The sequence below is a fragment of the Psychromonas arctica genome (genome assembly GCF_038155225.1).
GTDB lineage: Bacteria > Pseudomonadota > Gammaproteobacteria > Enterobacterales > Psychromonadaceae > Psychromonas > Psychromonas arctica_B.
Window position 1 is genome coordinate 42,285 of record NZ_JBAKBA010000026.1, and the last position, 22,286, is coordinate 64,570.

Genomic DNA, 22,286 nt, shown 5'->3' on the forward strand with positions numbered 1-22,286 from the left:
ACCATTATGTGTACATTAACTTATCGTTTAACCGAACAGGGTTATCAACTCTTTTTTAATCGAGATGAACAACGTACTCGCCCACAAGCTATCCAGCCTATCAAAAATAAGTTGTTGAAATCTGTTTATCCTATTGATCCTACTGGTGGTGGAACATGGATTGCGGTTCATGAAAATGGTGTCAGTTTAGCATTATTAAATTATTACCAAGCTCAAATTGATCCATCCTTCAAAAACTTTGTTAGCCGTGGTGTTATTATTCCTCATTTGTTATCTCATATTGATGATATTCATCAGCAATTATTAGCTATGGATTTAAGTGTTTATCAAGCGTTTCAATTATGTGTTTTCAATAGTGATTTATCTATTCAAGACAATAAAAGAGAACAAGCTTATCAATATATTTGGGATGGACAACAACTTACTTTCGTAACATTATCTGCTGAAACGTCACTACCGATTACTTCATCTGGGGTGGATTTTGAAACAGTTTCAGCTTATCGACAACAACAGTTCAATCATTTAATTAGTGCAAAACAAGCAACAGCTGCTGACTATATCAATTACCATCAGCATCAAGGTGAATCAGGAAAGTGTTCAGTTAAGATGTATCGAGAAGATGCAAAAACAGTGAGTTTTACGCAGATTGAAGTGAACCAAGAGATGAGCTTAGGCAGTAAGGTTAGCGTTGAATACGTCGATTATCTAACACCGCTTTCTGATAAGGTTTTATCACTTACCCTCTAAATATGGTCAAAAAAGAGAGCAAGTTACTAGGAAACATAGAGCCAGTTTAAATGAGCTGTTAACGGCTCATTTTTAGCCATTATATTTAATAATGAGGTGGGCGCATCTCTTCTTTTTCAGAAGCTAGTTGGTTCGGTTCACTCTCTTTTAATTTAACCGCTAATAAAGCAACTTGTTCAATAAGCTGCTGAGTACGTCGTTGTTGTTCAAAGATTTCTTTATTCAATGTATCGATATTATCTTCCTGAAACGCTATTTTCATTTCTAATTGTTCGATACGTTCTTCTAATTCTACTTGTGTGCTATTCATGGTCTCTCTTATAAAGGCGCTAACGGCCAAATCTCTAATAATCCTGCAGAACTTTCAGTTACAATTGCTGAATCGTCCCATAATGTTGCAGAGTATACTACAGCTGTTTTAGGACGTGTTTCTTTTCTTGGGGTTACAGTCCAGTCTTGTACTTGTAAACCGGTATTAGTATCCCATAGTACAACAGACTTAGTGGCATTCCCTGTTAATAAATATTGCCCATCTTTAACAAAACGTACCGATGAAAATATTGACTGGCGTGCATGATAAATAAGTGTGCTTTTAAGCTTGCCCGTTTTCAAATCCCATATTTGCGACGCTTTTTGCGTGTCAGCGATAAAAGCAAAGCGCCCATTTTTTTCTAACCTCACCATACTAATGCGTTGGTCAAATTGAAATTGTTGTATTACCTGTGCTGTTTCTGTATCCCATAAAAACGCTTGGTGGTCATTACCGCCAGATAAGACATAACGACCATTGCTCGACATATCAATACTGTTTATTTTTTCTCGATGTAAAGGCGCTTCTAAACGTCGCCCGTTACGTAGGTTTATATGAACTAACTTACCGTTTACCTGTCCATATACTACATATTGGCCGTTCTCAGATAATTGGATATCTCGGATTGGAGAGTCTGATACTTTATAAAAGCCCAACGATTTCCCTGTTTTGGTATCCCAAAGGGCAAATTCATTGCGGCTTGCAGACAAGGCAACGCTATTATTTGAAGATAAACGTACAATAAAAACATCATTATTTTGATTGTTATGGTGATACCAATTAAATAGTAGTTTATTGTTACGGTTATCCCACAGACTGATACCGTGGTGAATGGAAGAAATAAGCGAATAATCTCCATTTTGAGAGATATCCGTACTAAACGCGCCCTGTACAGCATGTTCAAATTGCTGTGAGGGTTGTGAGTATTGCTCACAAGCAGATAATAATAGGGTGCTTAAGAGTAAAAGGGATTTAAAAGTATTAGCTATTTGCATGATTAAATTGTCTTTGTTGATAAACAGCTTTAAGGTTAGTATAAGTTAACTGTTTTAGATACTTGCTTTACAATTTTTTGAAGTGAAATCAAAGCTATTTGTTTTAATTTAATATTTGGAGTAACAATGAAAAACATTTTTAAAGTTTCTTTATTAGCAGCTGCTGTTGCATTAACCGTTGGTTGTAATGAAAAAGAAGAGCAGGCAGCACCGACTCAAGAAGCTGCTGCTGCAACATTTAAAGATGCTAACGAAAAAGCAGCCTATGCAATTGGTGCTTCATTTTCTCGTTACGTTTCGACTACATTAGAGAAACAAGCTGAATTCGGTATGGCATTAGATAAAGAAATTATCCTACAAGGTATTACAGATACTTTACGCGATAACTCTAAATTAACTGATGAAGAGATGATCGAAACATTAAAAGCTTACGATACAGAAGTAAAAGCCGCTGCTGCAAAGCAACAGCTTGAATTAACTGAAAAATCAGCAGCAGAAGCAAAAGCATTTTTAGAAGAAAATGCAAAAGCAGAAGGCGTAACAGTCACTGATTCTGGTTTACAGTACTCAGTGATCACTGAAGCTGAAGGTCCAAAACCTGCTGCAGAAGACACAGTCACTGTACATTACGTAGGTACACTACTTGATGGTACTGAGTTTGATAGTTCAGTTGCGCGTGGTGAACCAGCTAAGTTCCCACTTAATCGCGTTATACCTGGTTGGACTGAAGGTGTTCAATTAATGAGTGTTGGTGAGAAATACAAATTTGTTATCCCTGCTGACTTAGCATACGGAGAGCAAGGTGCAGGTTCAATTCCACCAGATGCAACACTTATCTTTGAAGTTGAATTACTAGGTATCGAGCCAAAAGCTGATGCTGAAGAAGAAGCAGCTAAATAATTAATAGCTAACCATCTTCTATTAAAAAAGGCCACTGATGTGGCCTTTTTTATATCTCATTTATTTTTAACATTAGATGGATAAGAATAAATTTTTGAAAAACTAAATAAAAAACAGCATGGATCTATTTCTATTAACCTATTACTCTTAACCTATTACTATTAAGAGAGATCATTGCGTTCAATGCTTTGTAATATCCACTTTCCAGATTTAAATAATAAATGGCAGACACTGGCATTATGAATATTAAATTGACGAGGTGCATCTACCGGAATGTGTAGGATCTGCTTAATTAACATCACAATTGATAAACCGTGCGTCATCACCGCAATAGACTGACCAGAGTGCGTCGCTTCAATTTCATTGATCTTCTTAAATAAACGCATTTGTACTTCGGCTAATGTTTCACCCTGACCTATTCGATAGTTTAACTCTGCTGAAAATAAGCGTGTTAATTTCTGTTTATCTTCTTCTGATAATTGCTTTTTAGCTTGTCCATCCAAATAGTCATAACTTACTTCTCTTAGTCGAGGGCAAGTTTGTAGTGGTAGTTTTTTTGCATCTGAAAGCGGTGTTGCAGAGATTATTGCTCTACCTAAGTCACTACAATAAAGTTGCTGTAATGGAATAGAATCAAAGTAACTCACTAAATTTAAAGCTTGTTGCTGACCAATGTCTGTTAATGGGCTATCTGAGTGCCCTTGAAAATAGCCAAGTTGATTAAATAAGGTTTCACCGTGGCGGATTAAATATAAGTCAGTCATCGCGTTCCTTAATATAAATGAGCACTAATATTAGCACCTAAAAAAAGCAAATAGTGTATCCTATGCGATAATTTTTAGTGCGACGTTTACAAGGTTTTAGGTGGATAATGTGATTGGTTTTGATGTGATTATTATTGGCGCAGGTGCGTCTGGTTTAATGTGTGCAATTGAAGCGGGTAAACGTGGACGTAAGGTATTGTTAATTGAACATGCAAAGCGCATTGGCCAAAAAATAATAATGAGTGGGGGAGGGCGTTGTAACTTCACTAACTTATATGTTGAGCCAAGTAACTTCCTATGTAGTAATCCACATTTTGTAAAATCAGCGCTAAGCCGTTACACACAATGGGACTTTATTGCGCTGGTGGACAAACATAATATCGCTTGGCATGAGCGTGACCACGGGCAATTATTCTGTGATGATAGCGCAAAGCAAATTGTAGGCATGTTATTAGATGAGGCGAAAGCCGCTAACGTCACCATCAAAACACAATGCGAAGTAACGGAACACCAGCAAGTAGCTGATAATCATTTTACCGTGAACACCACGCATGGTGAGTTTGAGTGCCAATCGTTAGTCGTAGCAACCGGTGGATTATCTCTCCCTAAACTAGGCGCAACCCCTTTTGCTTATCAGTTAGCTGAAAAATATAATCTACCCGTTAAACCTACTCGTGCAGGGCTCGTTCCTTTTACACTACAACCTGTACTCAAAGACAAGCTAACAGAACTTTCAGGTATAAGCCTTCCTGCAACCGCTACAGCCATCAAAAAGAATGCGACAAAGAAAGACTCTCCAATGAGTTTTAGTGAAGCACTTTTATTCACACATCGCGGTTTAAGTGGGCCTGTTATTTTACAAATATCTAACTATTGGCAAGCGGGTGATACCATCTCAATTGACCTTTTACCAGGTGAAGATCTAAACCAACTACTCACTCAAACACAACAATCACGTCCTGAGTTAGCACTAAAAACCGTTTTATCACAACACCTACCTAAACGTGTAGTGGAGTGTTTATTAGGCTTCGCTGAAATCGAAAGCCGCCCATTAAAACAGTTTAATGAAAAAGAACTCTTACAAGTCGTTGAACTCTTCCACCAATGGCAACCACTGATCAACGGCACCGAAGGCTACAGAACAGCAGAAGTGACGTTAGGTGGTATCGATACTGATGTTATCTCTTCTAAAACCATGGAATGTAAATCAGTTAAAGGGTTATATTTTGTCGGTGAAGCAATGGATGTAACCGGTTGGCTCGGAGGCTTTAACTTCGCATGGTGTTGGAGCTGCGGCTGGGCTGCAGGACAAGAGGTTTAATTGTAGGAAAGTATTATAAATTTAGACAAACTAAGGCTTGTCTAAATTTACCTGTAGTAGTTGGAGTTAAAAGGGGGCATATCTACTGACTTAAACTTCTTCTGAAAAGCCTAAGCTCATTCTCAATGTCGAGCGTAATTAGCTAAATTGCTTTCGCCGCCAAAGCGACTTACAAAGTCATAAATATGTGACCAATATTACCTAGCAACAACACTGAAAGGAAAAATAAGAAATAACATATCTACTGAATATACCTTTTTCTCCCCTATAAGAAAGGTTATAAATATTTCAAATAAATACAATTGGTATCACACATCACCAACTAGACATTATCTGCAATAAACGCCATACTGACTTTAAGCGGTTCAACCGTGAAGCGTCAGGTGTAAAGCTGTAATAGTTTAAACAATCGAATACTAAAATTAAAAATACTCGAAGACAAAGCTTAAAATAATCGAACACTAAAACTTAAAAATAATCGAATAATAAAACTTAAATATAATCGAACACTAAAACTTAATCATACTCGAACATAAAACTTAAAAATAATCGAATACTAAAAGTAATTCATTATTAGAAATTGAGAGAGTCGAATATGAAATTTAAGAAGAATTGAATAATAAAATTAAAATGAATCGAATACTAAAATTAAAAATAATCGAATAATAAAATTAAAGTTAATCGAATACTAAAACTTAAAAAATAATCGAAAAAACTAAAATACGACTAAACCTGATAGTCATCAAATCCAATAGGAATTGACTATGAAAATAAGTTTTAGTATTTCAGCTAAGTTCAGAGCTTGGTTTGTAAAATTAGAGTTTGGTTTGAATAATAAAGACTCTGAATAAAAAATAGTAGATTAATCCTAAAGCCCGCTGTTAATACTAAGCGGGCTTTTTTGTATGATTGGTGGTAGATTTCCTAGGCTATTTTTGTGCCCCATTTTGAATTAGATTTCTGAGGTGCTAACGCCCCCAAAGCGCCTCAGGCGGCTATAAACTTGTGACTAATATTACTAAAGTTACTAGGGTCTGTTGAACTTTCGAGTTCGTTTTTACAGCAATTTGTTGACTATTTATACAGAGCTGAGCTTATGTAATGTGGTTGTTCCACATAAATAAGCGAAAAAGCACTATAAATTGTCAAAAAATACTGTCCTCAGGATTGTTATGCTCTTCGTTAGGCAAGATTTGCTTAGAATCACTAAGCTACACCTTACTAGCCCTGATCAAAACGTGTTGGATTGAACAAAATTCGAACGGCAAAGATCAACAGCCCCAGTAAACTATTCATGCTGACTAATTAGAGTGATTTTTTAATCCGTTAACAATAGTTCTATTTTATCAAACAGTGGTTTAAAACTATTAAAGTGATTGCTATCAAGGTCTACTAGTTTCTTCCAAAACTTAGCCTTTTCCCCTTTAAATGCAGTTATGGTTGCAGAGACACCTGCAATAGGAACATCTTTCTTACTATCAATAGAATTTAAAACATCGTCTGTAAACAATAACTCTACTTCCAGCTGAGATTTATCACCGAGTGACTTGTTAGCATAATGGCTTCTAAAATCAGGCACTGGTAACACTAGGGCATAAAAATACTCATGATCTTTGCGCTTTCTATACAAGCAAGTTATTTCATCACCTTCTATATTTTCCCACCTATACGCTTTCAAACCATTAAACTTGGTAAATGCTTCATCAAAATCAAACAAACCAACGATTCTTTTACCCTGCCATTCAGTAATTGCAGCCTGATCTAACATTTTATTTAATTCTATTTGTCCATTTTTAGGATATATATCAAATGGAGAATGCTCATTAAAAGTAGCAATAAAATTATTTTCAGTAAAATCTATGTTCTTCGCTTTTAAATACGCAACTTTATATATCTGATCACATTTATCTTCAACAAACAATAACCATTTACTCGTCTTCTCGTATTGTTCTCTTAATGATATTTTTTCTTCTTCAAACTGTTCCATTTTTGCTATGAACTCATTTTCTTTTTCTTTAAGTTCTTTTGAGTACTTAGCCCTTATTAAGGATGTGCCAATATCATTCTCTAAGTCAGATTTTACTGTAGCGAAATCAAAACTTTGATTATCAACATCAAATTGCTTTACTGTTGAATACTCAATTTCTTTATTCGCTTCCTTTACCTTCTTAATGTTCTTTTTTACATGATATAAATTTGCTGTACGCTTATCCTTGTTAACATCACTCCCATCATATATTGATAAAAATTCTTCTGAATGAGTTGTTAAAAATATTTGCTTTTCTTTAGAAAATATATCTTTTAGTTTCTTGGCTAATATCTGTTGGTTCTTATATTCAGCAGAGTTTTCAGGTTCTTCAAATCCCCAAATAAAATACTTTTTCTCTGTGGAGATAGAGTCCATAAAGTTAAGCATTTCGGGAATAAATCTAGCCTGAACACCATCACCTCTAAGACGTAGTGACAGGTCTTTTTCTCCACCAGTGCCTATATCGAAGCTTTCAAAGAATGCGATTAAGTCTGAACCAACTTTAAATTTAGAGGATAAAAATTCTACAGAAGAAAAAAGGTTATCTGAAAAAGTGTTAATTTGTGATTCAAGTTCTTTAATGGCATCATCAAGACTTGATATGCCTGATATTTGATTATCAATCTCGATTAACCTAGCTTCACGCCACGCTTCATCTTCAAGGTTTTCTAAAAAGTCCTGCTTTTCTGATTTGTTTTTTTGTGTTCTTTCCCATCTTTCTATCTTCTTATACTCTGTTGATAGATTTTCTATAAGCCTCTCTTCATTCTGTTTGATTTTGTAAATTATCTTTCCATATAAATGAGAAAAGAATTGCGCCTCTCGAATTGCAGGTACGTATGAGAAAGAAACAGATTGCATGGCTCTTGTGGCAGCTCGTTTATAACCACTTTCTTTTTTTAGTACAGCCTCATTATCTTTATATCTTGTTTTGTTAGTGTTCGGTCTTGAGTCAATAACAATTTCTTCATCACTATCTTTTTCAGTAAAACTATACTCAAAATTTCTATACCCATCTCTGTTATAAAATTTACTTATTGAAAATTTTCTTTTATTAACTATGAAGTAAATTTTTATCTCAATTACTTTTTGAACTGTATCTTGCTTAAAAACATTAAAATCAGAGTTAAATCTGAATTTATTTACGTTATCAATTTCATCATTAAAGAAAAGGTTAAGTGCCCTTAGTAGGTTAGACTTTCCTGAGTCATTAGAGCCAGAAAAAATATTTAAGTCTGTAATGCTCAGTATTTCAGCTCTATCACTTACCGTAGTCCCTAAAAATGATCTGAAATTTTTAATTTCTACTTTTCTTATAACCTTCACTGTATTAGAAACCTTATCGTATGATTTAATTACCTGTATAGAGAAAGGATATAACAATAACAAAATGCAGAGTATTTCTTTATAAGAAATATGAGATATTTACTAAACAAGTATTTCCTTATGAATACCTTAATTTGTTGCGGTTAGATTATTTGAGCCACAAAGTTAGAGTTAGATTTGTTGTTTTGTTAAGGCGCTTTGTGCCCCAAAGTGCCTTGGTTAATCAATTTCACGCACGTTTAATTCACGGGAATATTTAATTGTATTTGCTGTTTTTCAATGAGTGATTCTATTCAAGTGTAGTGAGCAACTAACTTTGGTCACCTAGTTAGAGAATAATCACAAACATCATTTTTTAGAAAATAGGCTAGTTAGGTAAAAAGGTAAAAAGGTAAAAAGTTAAAAAGGTAAAAAGGTAAAAAGTTAAAATGAAAGGCTCTGTGAAGTTTTTATAGTACCCAAACAAAAAAACGCAGCGTAAGCTGCGTTTTAAGAGTGTTGTTTAATAAAGTAGGTTAATTTTAGTTAATTTCTTCTTCTACTTCATCCGTACTTTCAGGTTCAATCAGCTCAGGCTTTTCATGTAAATCTGCTTTTAATTGACCTTTACGGTGTTTTAACACGGTATCTAATTTTTTAGCGGCACTTGCAATAGCAGGGTACATAACTGGGTCATTACCTTTAGCAGCAAGGCTGGTTCCTTCATAGTTGGTGCGAATTTCAACATTAAACTCACCATGCTCTTTGGAAATGATAATATCGAGCGAGATAAGCGAGGGAAAATGAGTAGATACTTTAGCGAATTTTTCTTCTAAGTGCTCTTTAATGCTATCAGTAATATCAACATGGTGACCGGAAGTATTTATTTTCATAGATTGCCCTTAATAGGTTTAACGTACATTACGTTTGTATACTTGCATAAATAAAACCTCTGTACAAATACAAACATATATAATTAGAAATCAAATAAATAGATTGTCTTATCCTACTCTACGTCCACACTATTAACATAGTGCCCATAGCATTAATTAAAAAATAAGAGAGCCAATAGGACCTAAAAATATCTCAATTGGTAAAATCAACATGATCTCTTTTCTCAAAAGCCAGCCTCATATTGGTAAATCAACTTAGTCACTATCTTTATGATTTGTAAGTCGTGACATTCTTGACATCCTCTTAGATTATTCCGAGGCCATCGTTCAATGCCAGTCTTATAATGGTTAATGGATTCAGATGGTATTTGAGGTTTCTAAACAGGTATTAGAGGAAAAGTGAGTTATTCAATAAGCGATTAAAGTTTGTCTTCGTTGTAATCTCATGAATACACAACAGGTTTTATATGTGACCTATCGAATGCAATCACTTCAAGTCTTTTTAGACTATCTTCATTGTTAGATTCTATATAGCCACAGTTGGATTCTATATAGTCAACAGTTGGGAAGCCGTCACTTTTAGCTTTGTTTTTTAGCGGCTAAAATAGCCTCTACCAATTGATTTGGAATGTCTGCTTTATCTGTATCATTTGCAAATATGGATTTACTTAATTGGATACGGTACTCGTAATTTTTTAAATATACTCTACAAGCCGGGCATTCATTTAAATGGTGTATAAAAATGCGTTTTTGGTTATCTTGTAAGTTATCGTCTATATAATCAACGATAAAGGTATCGAAGCTTTCGCAACTAATCGAATGCTCTTGTGATGGATAACTTGATTTATCTTCTATATTCATAATAGCTCAACGTAATTGATGTTCGATCTTTTTCTTTAATAATAATCTTGCTCGATGTAAACCCGTTTTAACTGAAGGCAAAGAAATATCCAATAATTCAGCTATTTCTTTTGTACTATAACCTTCTATATCCTTTAATAATAAAAGGTTTTTCGCCATTTGAGGAAGCTGCGTTATTTGGGTTTTAATATATTCTCGTTGGCTATCGTCAGCCATTAATTCTTCCAGTGATAATGTTATTTCAGTCTCTGTTTCAATTCGTTTACCATTAACATCAAAGAAAGAAGCATTATCATCGATCAGCTCAACAAGTTTACGTTTGTTTGAACGTATCTTCATTAAGGAAATATTAATGACAATTCGATGCAACCAACTTTTTAAGCTAGAACGTCCTTCAAAGGTTACAATAGCACTAAACACGTGCAAATAAGTATCTTGTACCGCATCCTGAGCATCTGCTTCACTGGTTAGATATCGTTTTGCAATGATTAATAAATAGCCACCGTATTCTCTTACAATAAATTCAAAGCTGTTAACATTGCCTTTTTTTAGTTGAACTATTAATTCATCTTCACTTAAATACGTATTAATTCTTTTAGACAAATCCATTCGTTTATATAGCCAATTTTAATGATAATAAAAGTTTAAGTTTATTATGGTACACAAAAACGCTAATTATACATTCGATTATTATTGTAAAAATACTCAACTATCTATTTTTATAATATTAAGTCACAGAATCAATAATTTTTATCCACTAATCAAACTAACTTTTATGGAAAAATCCAGAAACTAAGGTATACAAGAAAGCGCTGTTGGGAGTGTTGTGTCTATATAATCGATGAAATTATTAACTTTATGACATGCTATTAAGGATAAATATTAAAATTTTAAGTTGTTTTTAAAGAAACTAACAAGAGAGGAAGCTAAGCCTTTATTAAAAAGACTTAGCTGAGTAACTTTATTTAATTTTAGCTGAACCTAAAGAAACGCTAAATTGGTCACACCAAATAAAAACTTCGTTGAAGTTATTAACATCAACAGATGCAGGGATTAGGTAAGCTGATTGTCCATTGTTAGAAATCAATTTTCCTAATAGTGCTTTTGGATCATATTGACCATTTTTACCTAAGCCAACTTTAGGATCTGGAGCACCATCAAGCGAAAAATCAGAACCTAAAACAACTGCATAACCTTCAGGTGTTTGCACAAGGCTTACTTGGCCTGTAGTAATATGATCGTTAGCGCCACTAAATTCACCGGTTTTTACAGCTGTTGCTGCATTACCCATTAAAGAAAATGTCATTAAAGATAGTGCAACTAGAAAACCTGCGACCGTTTTAATTTTTAATAAAGATTTCATTGATAACTCCAAAATAATAAATAATTAATTAGCAACTAAAGTGTTGTTATGTATTAGATGCCGCTCGTTAAAGTTTGGTTACAATTAATTAGCATTTATTTTGAAATTATTTTTAATAAGATTAAAAAACATGAAAAATTTATTCAATGAAGTGCCAACGTTGTATTGGTTTTCCTAAAGCGGACACGTTTTGTTAATTGATATATTGTTCGAAAGGATCCAATTTTGTTTGCTTTGATGATGTTTATACCAAAAGAATTAATAAGGTGATCATTCTTGCTGGTTAAAATCACTCCTAACTACGTTGTGAGTTTTGAAGTGAGAACAACTATCTCCTACAACTCATTAGTGTTAATTTTTCCTGCGCAAAATGTAGATAACCTCTTTAACCTCAGTTCTGGATAAGCAAAGCGATACAACACCGCTATTTCTGCGGATTTCTGCGTTAAATTATCTCTCAATAACCCGTTATTGCTTCAATAATTCGCCTTGAACTACGCAAAACTAACGACACTGACTAGTAAAAAATAGTACCTTATGATTTGAGAAACAATTCCGCTTTCATTAACCATAATTGAGGTTATTTAAGGTAATCGGTGTAAACATAAAAAATGAAGATCAATTTTAAGCTATGTCATAGAAGGCACCTTATGACTATCTTCGTTTGAATATCATGATTATATTGGTTATAGGAAGGTGTTATAAAGTTAAAGAATAACTCATTTATCTAAAGTTATGGAAAGTCATAGGAGTGATGTTAATCGTTTAGTTGGTGTAAACAGGGAAGCATATATGGGAGTTGGTTATCTATGATACTTTACCTCCCAAAATATTTTATATAATAAAGTTTATGCTTATCCTTCCCCTGTTTATCGTAAACTCGTTTTTTATATTACTTGCTTACGTTTATCAATAATTTGTTGAGCATGCTCTACTACTCCGTCCATAGAAAGCTCAGTCGCTAAGTATCTAATACGGTATAGAGATATTAACGGTAAATCTTCTATAGGCTGATCGAGTAATGCTTTAAGTTGGTTTTTGTCACTATTCGGGTTACTTTCTTGGTTGTTTAAACCTGACATAATAAGTCGCGTCCTTGTAGTATTGAAATCGCTCTCTCAAAAGAGGGAATATAATACGTGGTGTTGAATTACTCTTAGATATTAAGAGGTTAAATTAAATATTAAAGTAGGTATAAGCGTCGTGTGTAGGGCGCTCTTGATAACCATTTACTTTATTCACTAATTTTATCTTACGGGGACCAATAATTATAGTACATAGTGGTGCTATATCTTGATTCAGGGATAAAATAATAGGGTCTCTTGTTTAGATAATGACTTTCTAGCTCTTTTAGGTTCAAACAAAACGAGTAAGTTAAGTGTATTTAAAGTTTGGCTTATGAGTTGTTGAATAATGAAATAGTTTATTCATATTCTTAGATAAGTCCTACTTTTAAAATATTATTTTATAATAATAGTATTTTCTTGTTTACATAATTATCGCATAGCTAGTTGTGAAATTTTCTTTAAGCTATTGTATTTAAGTTAATTTTTTGATTTTATTTAAATTTATATTATTGAGTTTATTTGTGAAATCACTAAGCTATTTTTTAATAAATTAAAGTCAATAAAATATCACGTTAAGTGATTGTGTTTAAAAAATAGTCTATATAAAAATGAGTTAGACTGGTATACGTATATTAAATATAAATTAAGTTCATTTTTTTCTTCGCTTTTTTTAAAATTACCTTTAATATCATCAAATAACTACCACTATGGTGGTGTTTTTTTGTAGTGCAAGTTATTTGTAAATGAATCAAAGGTGAATGGATGCAATGCGAAGATATTAATTCAAGTAATAACGTTGGCACAACAAAACTTGTAAAGTTAAAAAATATTGCCTTTACGGTTGTATTAGTCATGTTATCTCTTGGCCAGTGGAATGATACTAAAGTCGCATTGGTTGATGCTTATGAAGAAGTTATTTCTCGCTTTACTAACGAAATCGAATATAAGCGTATTAATAAATTACGCATCGGTTTGACTGCACAATACACTAAGGAAATTCTAGGTTCAGCCCAAGTCATCAAGCCTTCGCATATTGTTAATGAGTTAAAATATTATTACTACAATAGCAGTAAATTTATGCTTGTTACTTTTATCCAAGAGTCTCGATTGGTTGGTTTTACTGTGATCAGCAAAAAGCCTGACTTTTTTGCTCCGCTTGTTTATATAAATAAACAACTTAATAGCGCGCCAATTGATGAATACCTACCAACACAAGATACTATCCTTACTAATATTGGCAGCCTTGAGTATTTCTCAGAAAGTTACGAGTTAAGCCGTGACCTGATGTTTTATAACTTATTATTGGGCCATGTTAATTATGGAGGTGGTGAATCTCCGTATAGCCAAACTATTATTGATATTAACCAACAGTTAGATCTTGGCGAAGACTTTGATGTCGCTTCTACTTCATTTCCTCTGCCGTTAGTCCCTAATTTTTATTCTATTACTGAATTATCAAATGAAGTGATGCAAGAGTCTTTATTAAGCAACTATGAAATGAATGCGCTATTTGGGATGAAATATTAGAGTTTATTGATTGTTAACTTCGTACCTCGCTGTTAATTAAGCTGTGTTGGTAGAACGAGTAAAAACAAAAAAAATCATTTTATTTATCTATTTAAAAGGACAAAAAATGTTTAAGAAAACAGCACTAACATTCTCGTTATTAACCGTTTTAAGTGGTTGTCAAAGTACCTCAAGTGTTAATGATGTGCAGTCTTTGGCTTGTTTTTATCCTGATGCACCAACAGAGCAAGCACCCCAGTGGATATGTGGTGTAACACCTACAGGATTAGAAATCAGTGCGACAGGATATGCAAAGAAAAATGTAGCAGGGGGAAGTATCATGAACGATATTTCAATTAATGATGCTCGCGTTAACTTAGGACGCCAGTTCGAAGTAAATGTCCAAAGCATTTTAAAAACTGCATCGACTGCTTCTACCAATACAACCGCAGACTCTGTGACTGAAAACGTCAATGAGTACTTTGAGAATGTAACAAAAAGTATTTCAAGCACGACTTTAAATAACTCAAGAATTATTACTAAACGTACTAGCCCTGCTGGTGGTTTGTATACGTTAGTGGGGATGGATAAAGCGACTTTCGATATGAACTTTTCCAAAGTTATTCAAAAAGCTGAAGCAAAAGATGCAGAGTTATGGGCTAAGTTTAGTGATAAAAAAACGGCTGATGAGCTTGCTAGTGTTCTTTCTAAATTAAAAAATAAATAATATAAAAAACGATAGGGCCTTAGTTCTATCGTTTTCGAGGTCATATGAAAAAAATTATATCTAGCATATTCATTATTTCTTTAGCATTTAGCCCAATGACTCATTCAGACAATGTTTTTGATGAGTTTGATGCGGAAATGACAGCTTTCGAGTCGCCTGATAACGAGAAAATAATGGAAGAATATATTTCTTTCGTTAGTGATTATTTGGCTGAATATGATGCTTGGAGAAAAGATTATTTAAATGGCTTCGATTATCAACAATCTCAAATTATCATGCAATGGGGAGAGACTCCTAGCCAAGACATCAATGATGTCACTTATTCAGATGATTTAAAAACGAGACAGTTAGTTGATTATGATAAAAATGAGGCTGTAATTGAAATCTTAGTCCCTGTCGCTACGACCCAAGCAGAAAGTAAAAGTATCTTAACTTCTTATCTTGCTAAGAATAAAACCTCGCCAGTAAAACAGCAAACAGTTGATTTAGGCAACATTCAGTTAAATGAAGTTAAATTTGATGACGAACAAGAAATAAATGCCAAAAATATTATTAAAAAACAAACTATTGCATATAAAAATGAAGCTGATTTAAAAGCCGATAAGCTTCAAGACGTACAGCAAGATATCCCTGAAAAAATTATAGAAAAATCTGTAGAACGTCAGAAAATTGCGTTAGAAAAAGAAGAAAATAAACGCATCGCAGCAGTAGAATCTCAATATATTGAGCTCCGAAAAGAACAGAAAGTAACTACCTCTAGTTATAAAATCCTTAAATATACTGCTAAATTACCAGCTAATAGCCTTAGTAAAAGAGCTCAAAAATATAAAAAAATCGCAGAAAAAGAGAGCCAACGTTTTGATATTCCAGTGGCTTTAGTGATGGCTATCATGCATTCAGAATCTGCTTTTCAACCGAAAGCCAAATCAGCTGTTCCGGCTTATGGCTTAATGCAAATTGTCCCTCGTACAGCTGGGCACGACGTCAATAAAATGATTCGTAAAATAGATAAACCAATGGAAGTTGATGATCTGTATGTGCCAGATATAAATGTAGAAACCGGCAGTGCTTATTTGAGTATTTTAGATAAACGTTATTTAAAATCGATAACTGATCCTAAGAGTCGTTTGTATTGCACTATTGCAGCCTATAACACTGGCGCTGGTAATGTTGCGAAGGTATTTAATACAGGTGGTAATAAACGCAATATTAATAAAGCTGCTCGTATTATTAATACATTATCTTCTGACGAGGTTTACCAAGCCTTGATGAGTAAGCTTCCATACGATGAAACGAAACACTATTTGAAAAAAGTATCGAAACGAATTGCGCTATATGAAGTTAAAAACGTAGTTAAAACAACAATTTAATTTTCTAAAAAGAGAGTAGTGAACATGAAAAATACTTCTTATATCAAATGTGTTGTTTTGGCGTTTATGAGCATTTTGTTTCTAAGCGCTTGCTCATCTAATTCAGGAAATGACAATGTTCCTGAGTGGGTGCTTAATCCAATCCAAGATGACCAAGAATATTTCTATGGTGTCGGTGTGGCTACAACGCTGGAGGCAGCAAAGCAACATGCATTAAAAGAAATTGCGAGTAAATTCTCTGTACGTATTAATAGCGAAACGTTACATAAGCAGACTTTGCATAATGGACAAGAGGATCAGCTTTTCTCACAAAACATTAATACCCATGTTAAAGATATTGAATTTAATCTTGTGGAGCAGAAAAAGGCTGAAAAAGTTAACCAACAGTATTTTGTACAAGTTGCTCTATCACGCATAGGTTTTATTAAGGATAACAAATCTAAACTAAGCATCATCATCGATGATATCGACGTTAAGCTAAACAATATCAACAGTAAAAGTAAGATTGAGCAATTATACGCCTATAACCAAATCCAAGAGGAAGTAACAAAAGCAGAACCTTTGCTATATCTGATCGCAGTTGCTGACCCTCGTTTTGATTTAGCGCCTTATGCTCGACGTTTTCAACAGTACTCAATAGCTGAAACACAGTTACTGTCGAGTACTTACTTCTATATCCAATCGAGTCAAAACCTATTACCTATTGCGGAACAATTAAACGACTTATTACAAACTCAGGGGTTACAAATAAGTAGCCGTAATAAAGCAGATGCAATTATTAAGCTACAAGGGAAGATAAAAAACACTCAAGCTTTTTCTGCTTATAACGTGCGTATTAATGTTAGTTTTTTAGTTAAATCTACAAAAGGATCGGTATACAGCAAAAAGTCATATTTGCTCAACGGATCTTCTGTCACTAGTCACCAACGTGCTTATGAAAGTGCTGTTAGTAAGTTCTTAACTGTAGTTGAGAGCCGTTCTGATATTTATGAATTATTAGGTTTTAATGATTAAAGCATAGGGTGATATTTAATAAAAATCAGATAAATGATCATTATTTAGCTTACGTTTAACTCTGTATCTTAAAAGGAAGTAGTCAATGAAGAAGAAGTTATTAGTTGTCGCAATCTCTGCTACGTTAGGTCTAACTGGATGTATGAGCACAACAGAAAACATTAGGGATTACAGTGATGTTTCAATGCAAAAAGCAGATATTTTACCAACTAAAGAAGTCATTAATGGTGCTAAGCAAAAGATAGTCATTTTTACTGCTGACACATCAAATTCTCCTTTAGCAGAAACTAGCCATGCAGGAACAACAATCGCAACGAGTTTAGAAACCTATTTGGCTGAAGTTGGCGTCGAAATTGTAGATAGAAATATTGCCAGCAAATTAAGAAAAGAGTTAGCGCTTGCTGAGTCAAAAGGTAAGTCGGAATACAATGGACCCGATATCGCAAATTATGCTATCACTGGCAGTATCTCAAATGCGAATATTTCATATAGTTTTAATGAAAAGCATTCATGGGTTGATAGTGATGGTGACCGACATGTCAATGCTGCATATTGCCGTTTTAAAGCAAATGTTTCAGCTAATTTGAAGTTGTATAAATTACCTGGGCTAGCTTATTCAAAAACTATTACGACAAATGAAACTGTCTCGATGAAAACAGAAACAACAAATAGTCGTTGTCCTATCAGTGAAGCTGCTGCGACTTCTTTAGTGCGAGAAGCTGCTAAAGAAGGCGTTGAAGACAATAAGGCAAAATTTCAAAATTTCTTTTCACCAAAAGCTTATGTTTTGGAGCGTAAAGTGAATGGCAGCAAAAGTCTTTTTAAAATATCTGCCGGCAAAAATTTTGGGTTTATACCTGAATCAACGATTACTTTTTATAATCTAGAAGTGAAAGCAAACCCATTAACAGGGGATGTTTCAACAGAAGAATATGCAATTGTTGAAGGCACTGTAACGGCTAATTTAATTGGTGACAAATTTGCGTGGATTCTAGTTGATGATGAACTAGCTGATCAGGTTAAAATTGGTGATTATGTAAAAGTTAAGTATAGCAGTGGTTTTCTAACGTCTTTTAGTGAAAGTACTAAAAGCTTAGGTAACGGACTAACAAGTATGTTTAATTAATTGATTAGTGACTTATAAACAGGGTGCTATCGTGCCCTGTTTATCTAACCTTAGATGCTTTCTATTGTCCTTAAATTCTCGTCATCATAATTTGCTTTAATACAGTGATTCTAAATTAAAAAATCAGCTTAAACTCATCGCTTCATAGCTTTAGTTATATGATGTCAATATCGCGTATAAAGCTGATAAATTGGCGAGTTGCTTTGGTTAAGTATCTGCCTTTTCGTACACATAATACCGTCGTACTATTTGGAAAAACGCCTTTATTAATGTTAATCACTTTCATACTGTTATCTTGGGATTCGGAGATTAAAGAGTAATCTGGCAAAATGGTGGCACCATTAGTCGATAAGACAAACTGTTTGAGTATGTCGATATTATCGAGTTCGAAAGTAATATTAAAGGCTAAGCCTTTACGGCTACTTAAAGTATCTAATAAATGCCGAGTATGAAAACCTTCGCACAGCATAGCTAAAGGAAAGGAAGCTAATTCTTCTATCTCTAATGTGTCACGTCCAGCCAGTTCATGATTTGGTGATAATGCGATTTTAAAGCCTGTTTCAAATCGTTTAATAACCTCTACTTCATGGGGGATGTCATGTTCTAATGCGATACCAAGATCCGCTTGATCTGTAGCTAATGATTGGTAAACGATGTCAGAAGCATAAATTTTTCCACTAAATTTAATACCGGTATAACGCGTTTGAAATTCCGCGATGGCTGGTAGCATCCAAGCATTTAATACACCTTCGATAGTAGAATAATTAATGGTCCCTGTTAGTAAACCATGTATTTCATCAATTTCTACTTGCGCTATTTCCATTTCCCTCATCGTACTACGCATGTGTTTTTCTATAATGCGTCCTTCTTCGGTTAGCGCCATGCCTAATGCTTTACGTTCAAAAAGCGTTGATTTGAAATTATGCTCTAAATTTTGAATTTGTCGGCTAATCGCAGATGCACTGACGTGTAGGTTCTTTGCTGCTTGGCGAATAGACCCTGTTTCGGCAACTGCTAGAAAATACTTAAATGAAGAAACTTTCAAATCAACCCCTACCTGTTTATAAACAAATATTCATCATACATGCCTGTTGCATTATTGAGAACACTATGTGCTAATAATTAATATATTCGCAACATGGTAAAGCAAGTAGTATAAAAAATGAATGGAATCACCTTCACTCTATTAACTAACTTACCTTAAGAGGTTTAGCAATGAAGACAATACGAGTACTTATATGGATTATTATGTGCATATGTTTAATCTTAACTTTTATGCCATATTTAAATGTTTTTAACGCACCAGTTATGATCGCTGGTTTACCTATGCCATTAGCTTTAACGCTTGGCTGCAACCTTATTTTAACGTTATGCGTTATCACTCTCTATCCTTTGTATTTCAAACCCTTTATGAAGGCGTTAAAAAACAAGCCAATCAGTGAGGAAAAATACAATGGGTAATGTCATTACTATTTCAATATTAGCCGTATTCATTGGCGTCTTTATTTTTATTTCCTTCCTCTCTAAACGTAATGCCGAAAAATCTACAAATGATGCTGCGGAAGATTTTGTTATTGGCGGCCGTAGTATGGGAACGGTTGTGTTATTGCTTTCAATGGGGGCAACTTATTTTTCAACGTGGACATTATTAGGCTCTTTCGGTGCTTATTATCGAGAAGGTGTTTGGTTCATTGGATTTGCTGTTTGGACTATTTTTCACGCTGTTTTTATATGGCTTTTTGGCGCAAGAATTTGGTTAGCAGGAAAGCGCTTTGGTTTTATTACCCCTGGGCAAATGGTTGAACACTATTACGAAAGTAAGCGCCTTCGAACCTTAGTGGCAGTGATTGGTATCTTTGCATTAGTACCAGTGATGTTAATTCAAGTAAGTGGTGGTGCGCTTGCTTTAGATACGATGACTGATGGCGCAGTACCTTATGTGGTAGGCGTTGTGATTACCTCGGTTATGGTTGGTGTCATTGTTTTATGGGCGGGCTTTAAAGGCACCGCATGGACAGACACCTTTATGGGTGTTTTCTTTGCCACTATTTTAATTTGTACTGCTATCTATGTTTGTAATTTAGCAGGCGGGTTTAATATGTTTGCAAATGTTGCAGCCTATAAGCCTGAGCTATTAGTGAATAATGGCAAGCCAATGAAGATGGTTGAAATATGGCTTGGTCTTGGTTTTGGTGCTTGGGTTCTACCGCATATGTGGCAAAAGTTTTACTCTGCCGCTTCACCTGAAGTATTAGGGAAAGTCGCTGTGATGACGCCTTTTTGGAACTCATGGATGATGGCTATCATTCCTTTAGTGATAGGTACTGCTGCCGTTATTCCTGGTATTGCACCGGGTGTCAGCAAAGAAACAAGTGACACAATCTTACCGTTGGTTTTTGCCGAACATGCTCCTATATTAGGTGCTTTTGTAGTGGCAGGTATTTTAGCCGCTGCTATTTCAACGATTAACAGCCAACTTTTATCTTCTGCCAGTATTGTCGCTGAAGATGTTGTTAATAGCTTACGCAGTGAACCACTTTCAAGCACTCAAAGCACCAAGGTGACGCGTATTGTTGTTGCAAGCTTAACGACCTTAATACTTGTATTGGCACTTGCACCTGGTGGCGCTGGTTTATTAGTTCCTATTGCAGCATTAGGCTTTGGTTTAGGTTTACAGCTGGTTCCATCTGCACTGGGCATGTTGCATTTCCGTTTTGTCACTGAAAAAGGCGCTTTCTTTGGTTTGATCGGGGGTGCTGGTTTAATGGTCTTGATGGCAATATTTAAACCAGATATTCCACTAGGGCCTGGTTTTGCAGGTTTTATTTTTAATATTCTCATCACTTTATGTGTTAGTCGTTTTACTTCTTCTGTATCGGCTAAGTCACTTGAAAACTATCACGATATGTTTGACGAATATATGCGAAATAACACTTCTTCTGATAAAAAATCGTCTTTAGTAACGACAAAATAAAAGGAAAGTAACCATGAAATCACAATGTAAAGTGGCTGTTGTTCAAGATAGTAGTATTCCCTTTGATGCAATCGCAACGGCAAAAAAAACCTGCAAATTAGCAGAAGAAGCTGCGCTCAACGGAGCTGAATTAGTTGTTTTCCCTGAGGCGTTTCTCGGGACTTATCCTAAAGGTTTGAATTTTGATGCGCCTATCGGCAAGCGTTTGCCAGAAGGGCGCGAGGACTTTATGCGTTATTACGATGGCGCTGTGGATATGGATGGGGAGGAATTACGTTCAATAGAAGAATGCGCAACTCAACATAATATCTTTATTGTGTTAGGCATTATTGAACGAGGTGGTTCAACGCTTTATTGCACGGTTGTATTTATAGACCCTAAAAAAGGTATTGTAGGTAAACGTAGAAAGCTGATGCCAACAGGATCTGAACGTTTGATTTGGGGCTTTGGTGATGGTTCTACTTTAGATGTAGTGGATAGCGAATTAGGTAAAATAGGTGCAGTAATTTGTTGGGAAAATTATATGCCTGCATTACGCTCTGCTATGTATGCTCAACACGTTGAAATATATTGCACACCAACAGCTGATGACCGAGATACTTGGTTATCAACCATTCAACATATTGCGATGGAAGGACGCTGTTATGTGCTTAGTGCTTGTCAGTACATTACAAGAGATGAGTTCAGCGAAGATTATCGCAGTGTGTTACCTGATAACCCTGATGGCGTAATGATGCGTGGTGGTAGTGCGATCATCGGGCCGCTTGGTGAGGTTATCGTTGGACCTGTTTTTAATGAAAAAACGATCGTGTATGCTGAGTTAGATAGAGCAACATTGATTAAAAGTAAAATGGATTTTGATCCTGTTGGCCACTATTCTCGCCCTGATGTGTTTTCAATTTCAGTGGATAAAGAAGCAAAAGAAGCGGTTAAATACTGAAGCTTTAAGAAAGTAATATCGATTACATTAAATAAGTGATCTAAATTTTGCGCAGGAAAAATGACTTAGTTTAA

20 protein-coding genes are annotated in these 22,286 nt (G+C 34.7%); 10 read left to right on the forward strand and 10 right to left on the reverse strand.

Annotation, left to right across the window (positions count from 1 at the left end):
* The first annotated feature begins 6 nt into the window (after window positions 1-6).
* On the forward strand, window positions 7-747 hold the full coding sequence (locus V6255_RS11770; protein WP_341628338.1) for an NRDE family protein: 741 nt from the start codon (window positions 7-9) through the stop codon (window positions 745-747).
* A gap of 85 nt (window positions 748-832) precedes the next feature.
* Here V6255_RS11770 and V6255_RS11775 read toward each other — a convergent pair whose 3' ends face one another.
* Window positions 833-1,057 carry a SlyX family protein gene (locus tag V6255_RS11775; RefSeq protein WP_298939779.1) on the reverse strand — a complete coding sequence of 75 codons (225 nt, stop codon included), beginning with the start codon at window positions 1,055-1,057 and terminating at the stop codon, window positions 833-835.
* Window positions 1,058-1,065: 8 nt separating this feature from the next.
* Window positions 1,066-2,052, reverse strand: coding sequence for a beta-propeller domain-containing protein (locus V6255_RS11780; RefSeq protein ID WP_341628339.1), 987 nt, complete (start codon window positions 2,050-2,052; stop codon window positions 1,066-1,068).
* Between the two features lie 126 nt (window positions 2,053-2,178).
* Between V6255_RS11780 and fkpA the strand changes: the two genes are divergently transcribed.
* Window positions 2,179-2,952 (forward strand): FKBP-type peptidyl-prolyl cis-trans isomerase, encoded by a 774-nt coding sequence (gene fkpA, locus V6255_RS11785; RefSeq protein WP_341628340.1) that lies wholly within the window; start codon window positions 2,179-2,181, stop codon window positions 2,950-2,952.
* 161 nt (window positions 2,953-3,113) lie between these two features.
* Here the strand turns inward: fkpA and V6255_RS11790 are convergent, their stop codons facing one another.
* Window positions 3,114-3,716 (reverse strand): histidine phosphatase family protein, encoded by a 603-nt coding sequence (locus V6255_RS11790; RefSeq protein ID WP_341628341.1) that lies wholly within the window; start codon window positions 3,714-3,716, stop codon window positions 3,114-3,116.
* Between the two features lie 109 nt (window positions 3,717-3,825).
* Between V6255_RS11790 and V6255_RS11795 the strand changes: the two genes are divergently transcribed.
* Window positions 3,826-5,037 (forward strand): NAD(P)/FAD-dependent oxidoreductase, encoded by a 1,212-nt coding sequence (locus tag V6255_RS11795; protein WP_341628354.1) that lies wholly within the window; start codon window positions 3,826-3,828, stop codon window positions 5,035-5,037.
* Window positions 5,038-6,355: 1,318 nt separating this feature from the next.
* On the opposite strand, the gene V6255_RS11800 is transcribed toward V6255_RS11795, so the two are convergent.
* The 6 genes from V6255_RS11800 to V6255_RS11825 all read right to left on the reverse strand — a co-directional run bounded on the left by V6255_RS11800 (window position 6,356) and on the right by V6255_RS11825 (window position 12,570).
* A complete protein-coding gene (locus V6255_RS11800) occupies window positions 6,356-8,392 on the reverse strand; it encodes an ATP-dependent nuclease (protein ID WP_341628342.1) in 2,037 nt (678 codons plus the stop codon).
* A gap of 521 nt (window positions 8,393-8,913) precedes the next feature.
* The gene (hpf, locus tag V6255_RS11805) at window positions 8,914-9,264 is read right to left on the reverse strand and encodes a ribosome hibernation-promoting factor, HPF/YfiA family (protein WP_341628343.1); all 351 of its coding nucleotides are present in this window, start codon (window positions 9,262-9,264) and stop codon (window positions 8,914-8,916) included.
* 579 nt (window positions 9,265-9,843) lie between these two features.
* Window positions 9,844-10,125, reverse strand: coding sequence for a zf-HC2 domain-containing protein (locus V6255_RS11810; protein WP_341628344.1), 282 nt, complete (start codon window positions 10,123-10,125; stop codon window positions 9,844-9,846).
* 6 nt (window positions 10,126-10,131) lie between these two features.
* Window positions 10,132-10,728, reverse strand: a complete 597-nt coding sequence (locus V6255_RS11815; protein WP_341628345.1) for an RNA polymerase sigma factor — start codon at window positions 10,726-10,728, stop codon at window positions 10,132-10,134.
* Window positions 10,729-11,086: 358 nt separating this feature from the next.
* Complete coding sequence (locus tag V6255_RS11820; protein WP_341628346.1) at window positions 11,087-11,488, reverse strand: DM13 domain-containing protein; 402 nt, start codon at window positions 11,486-11,488, stop codon at window positions 11,087-11,089.
* 887 nt (window positions 11,489-12,375) lie between these two features.
* Window positions 12,376-12,570 (reverse strand): hypothetical protein, encoded by a 195-nt coding sequence (locus V6255_RS11825; protein WP_160064068.1) that lies wholly within the window; start codon window positions 12,568-12,570, stop codon window positions 12,376-12,378.
* A 747-nt stretch (window positions 12,571-13,317) separates the two neighbouring features.
* Between V6255_RS11825 and V6255_RS11830 the strand changes: the two genes are divergently transcribed.
* From V6255_RS11830 to V6255_RS11850, 5 genes are all read left to right on the forward strand, one after another.
* Window positions 13,318-14,082, forward strand: coding sequence for an ETEC_3214 domain-containing protein (locus V6255_RS11830; RefSeq protein WP_341628347.1), 765 nt, complete (start codon window positions 13,318-13,320; stop codon window positions 14,080-14,082).
* Between the two features lie 106 nt (window positions 14,083-14,188).
* A complete protein-coding gene (locus tag V6255_RS11835) occupies window positions 14,189-14,788 on the forward strand; it encodes an LPP20 family lipoprotein (protein WP_160064064.1) in 600 nt (199 codons plus the stop codon).
* 44 nt (window positions 14,789-14,832) lie between these two features.
* Window positions 14,833-16,158, forward strand: coding sequence for a transglycosylase SLT domain-containing protein (locus V6255_RS11840; protein WP_341628348.1), 1,326 nt, complete (start codon window positions 14,833-14,835; stop codon window positions 16,156-16,158).
* Between the two features lie 24 nt (window positions 16,159-16,182).
* Window positions 16,183-17,172: an LPP20 family lipoprotein gene (locus V6255_RS11845; RefSeq protein WP_341628349.1), complete on the forward strand. Its 990-nt coding sequence runs from the start codon at window positions 16,183-16,185 to the stop codon at window positions 17,170-17,172.
* A gap of 85 nt (window positions 17,173-17,257) precedes the next feature.
* Entirely contained in the window at window positions 17,258-18,298 is a 1,041-nt protein-coding gene (locus V6255_RS11850; RefSeq protein ID WP_341628350.1) for a hypothetical protein, read from the forward strand.
* Between the two features lie 154 nt (window positions 18,299-18,452).
* Here V6255_RS11850 and V6255_RS11855 read toward each other — a convergent pair whose 3' ends face one another.
* On the reverse strand, window positions 18,453-19,343 hold the full coding sequence (locus V6255_RS11855) for a LysR family transcriptional regulator (protein WP_341628351.1): 891 nt from the start codon (window positions 19,341-19,343) through the stop codon (window positions 18,453-18,455).
* A 408-nt stretch (window positions 19,344-19,751) separates the two neighbouring features.
* Here V6255_RS11855 and V6255_RS11860 point away from each other — a divergent pair, with 408 nt between their 5' ends.
* Window positions 19,752-21,272: a sodium:solute symporter family protein gene (locus V6255_RS11860; RefSeq protein ID WP_341628352.1), complete on the forward strand. Its 1,521-nt coding sequence runs from the start codon at window positions 19,752-19,754 to the stop codon at window positions 21,270-21,272.
* Window positions 21,273-21,285: 13 nt separating this feature from the next.
* On the forward strand, window positions 21,286-22,212 hold the full coding sequence (locus V6255_RS11865; RefSeq protein WP_341628353.1) for a carbon-nitrogen hydrolase family protein: 927 nt from the start codon (window positions 21,286-21,288) through the stop codon (window positions 22,210-22,212).
* Window positions 22,213-22,286 lie beyond the last annotated feature (74 nt).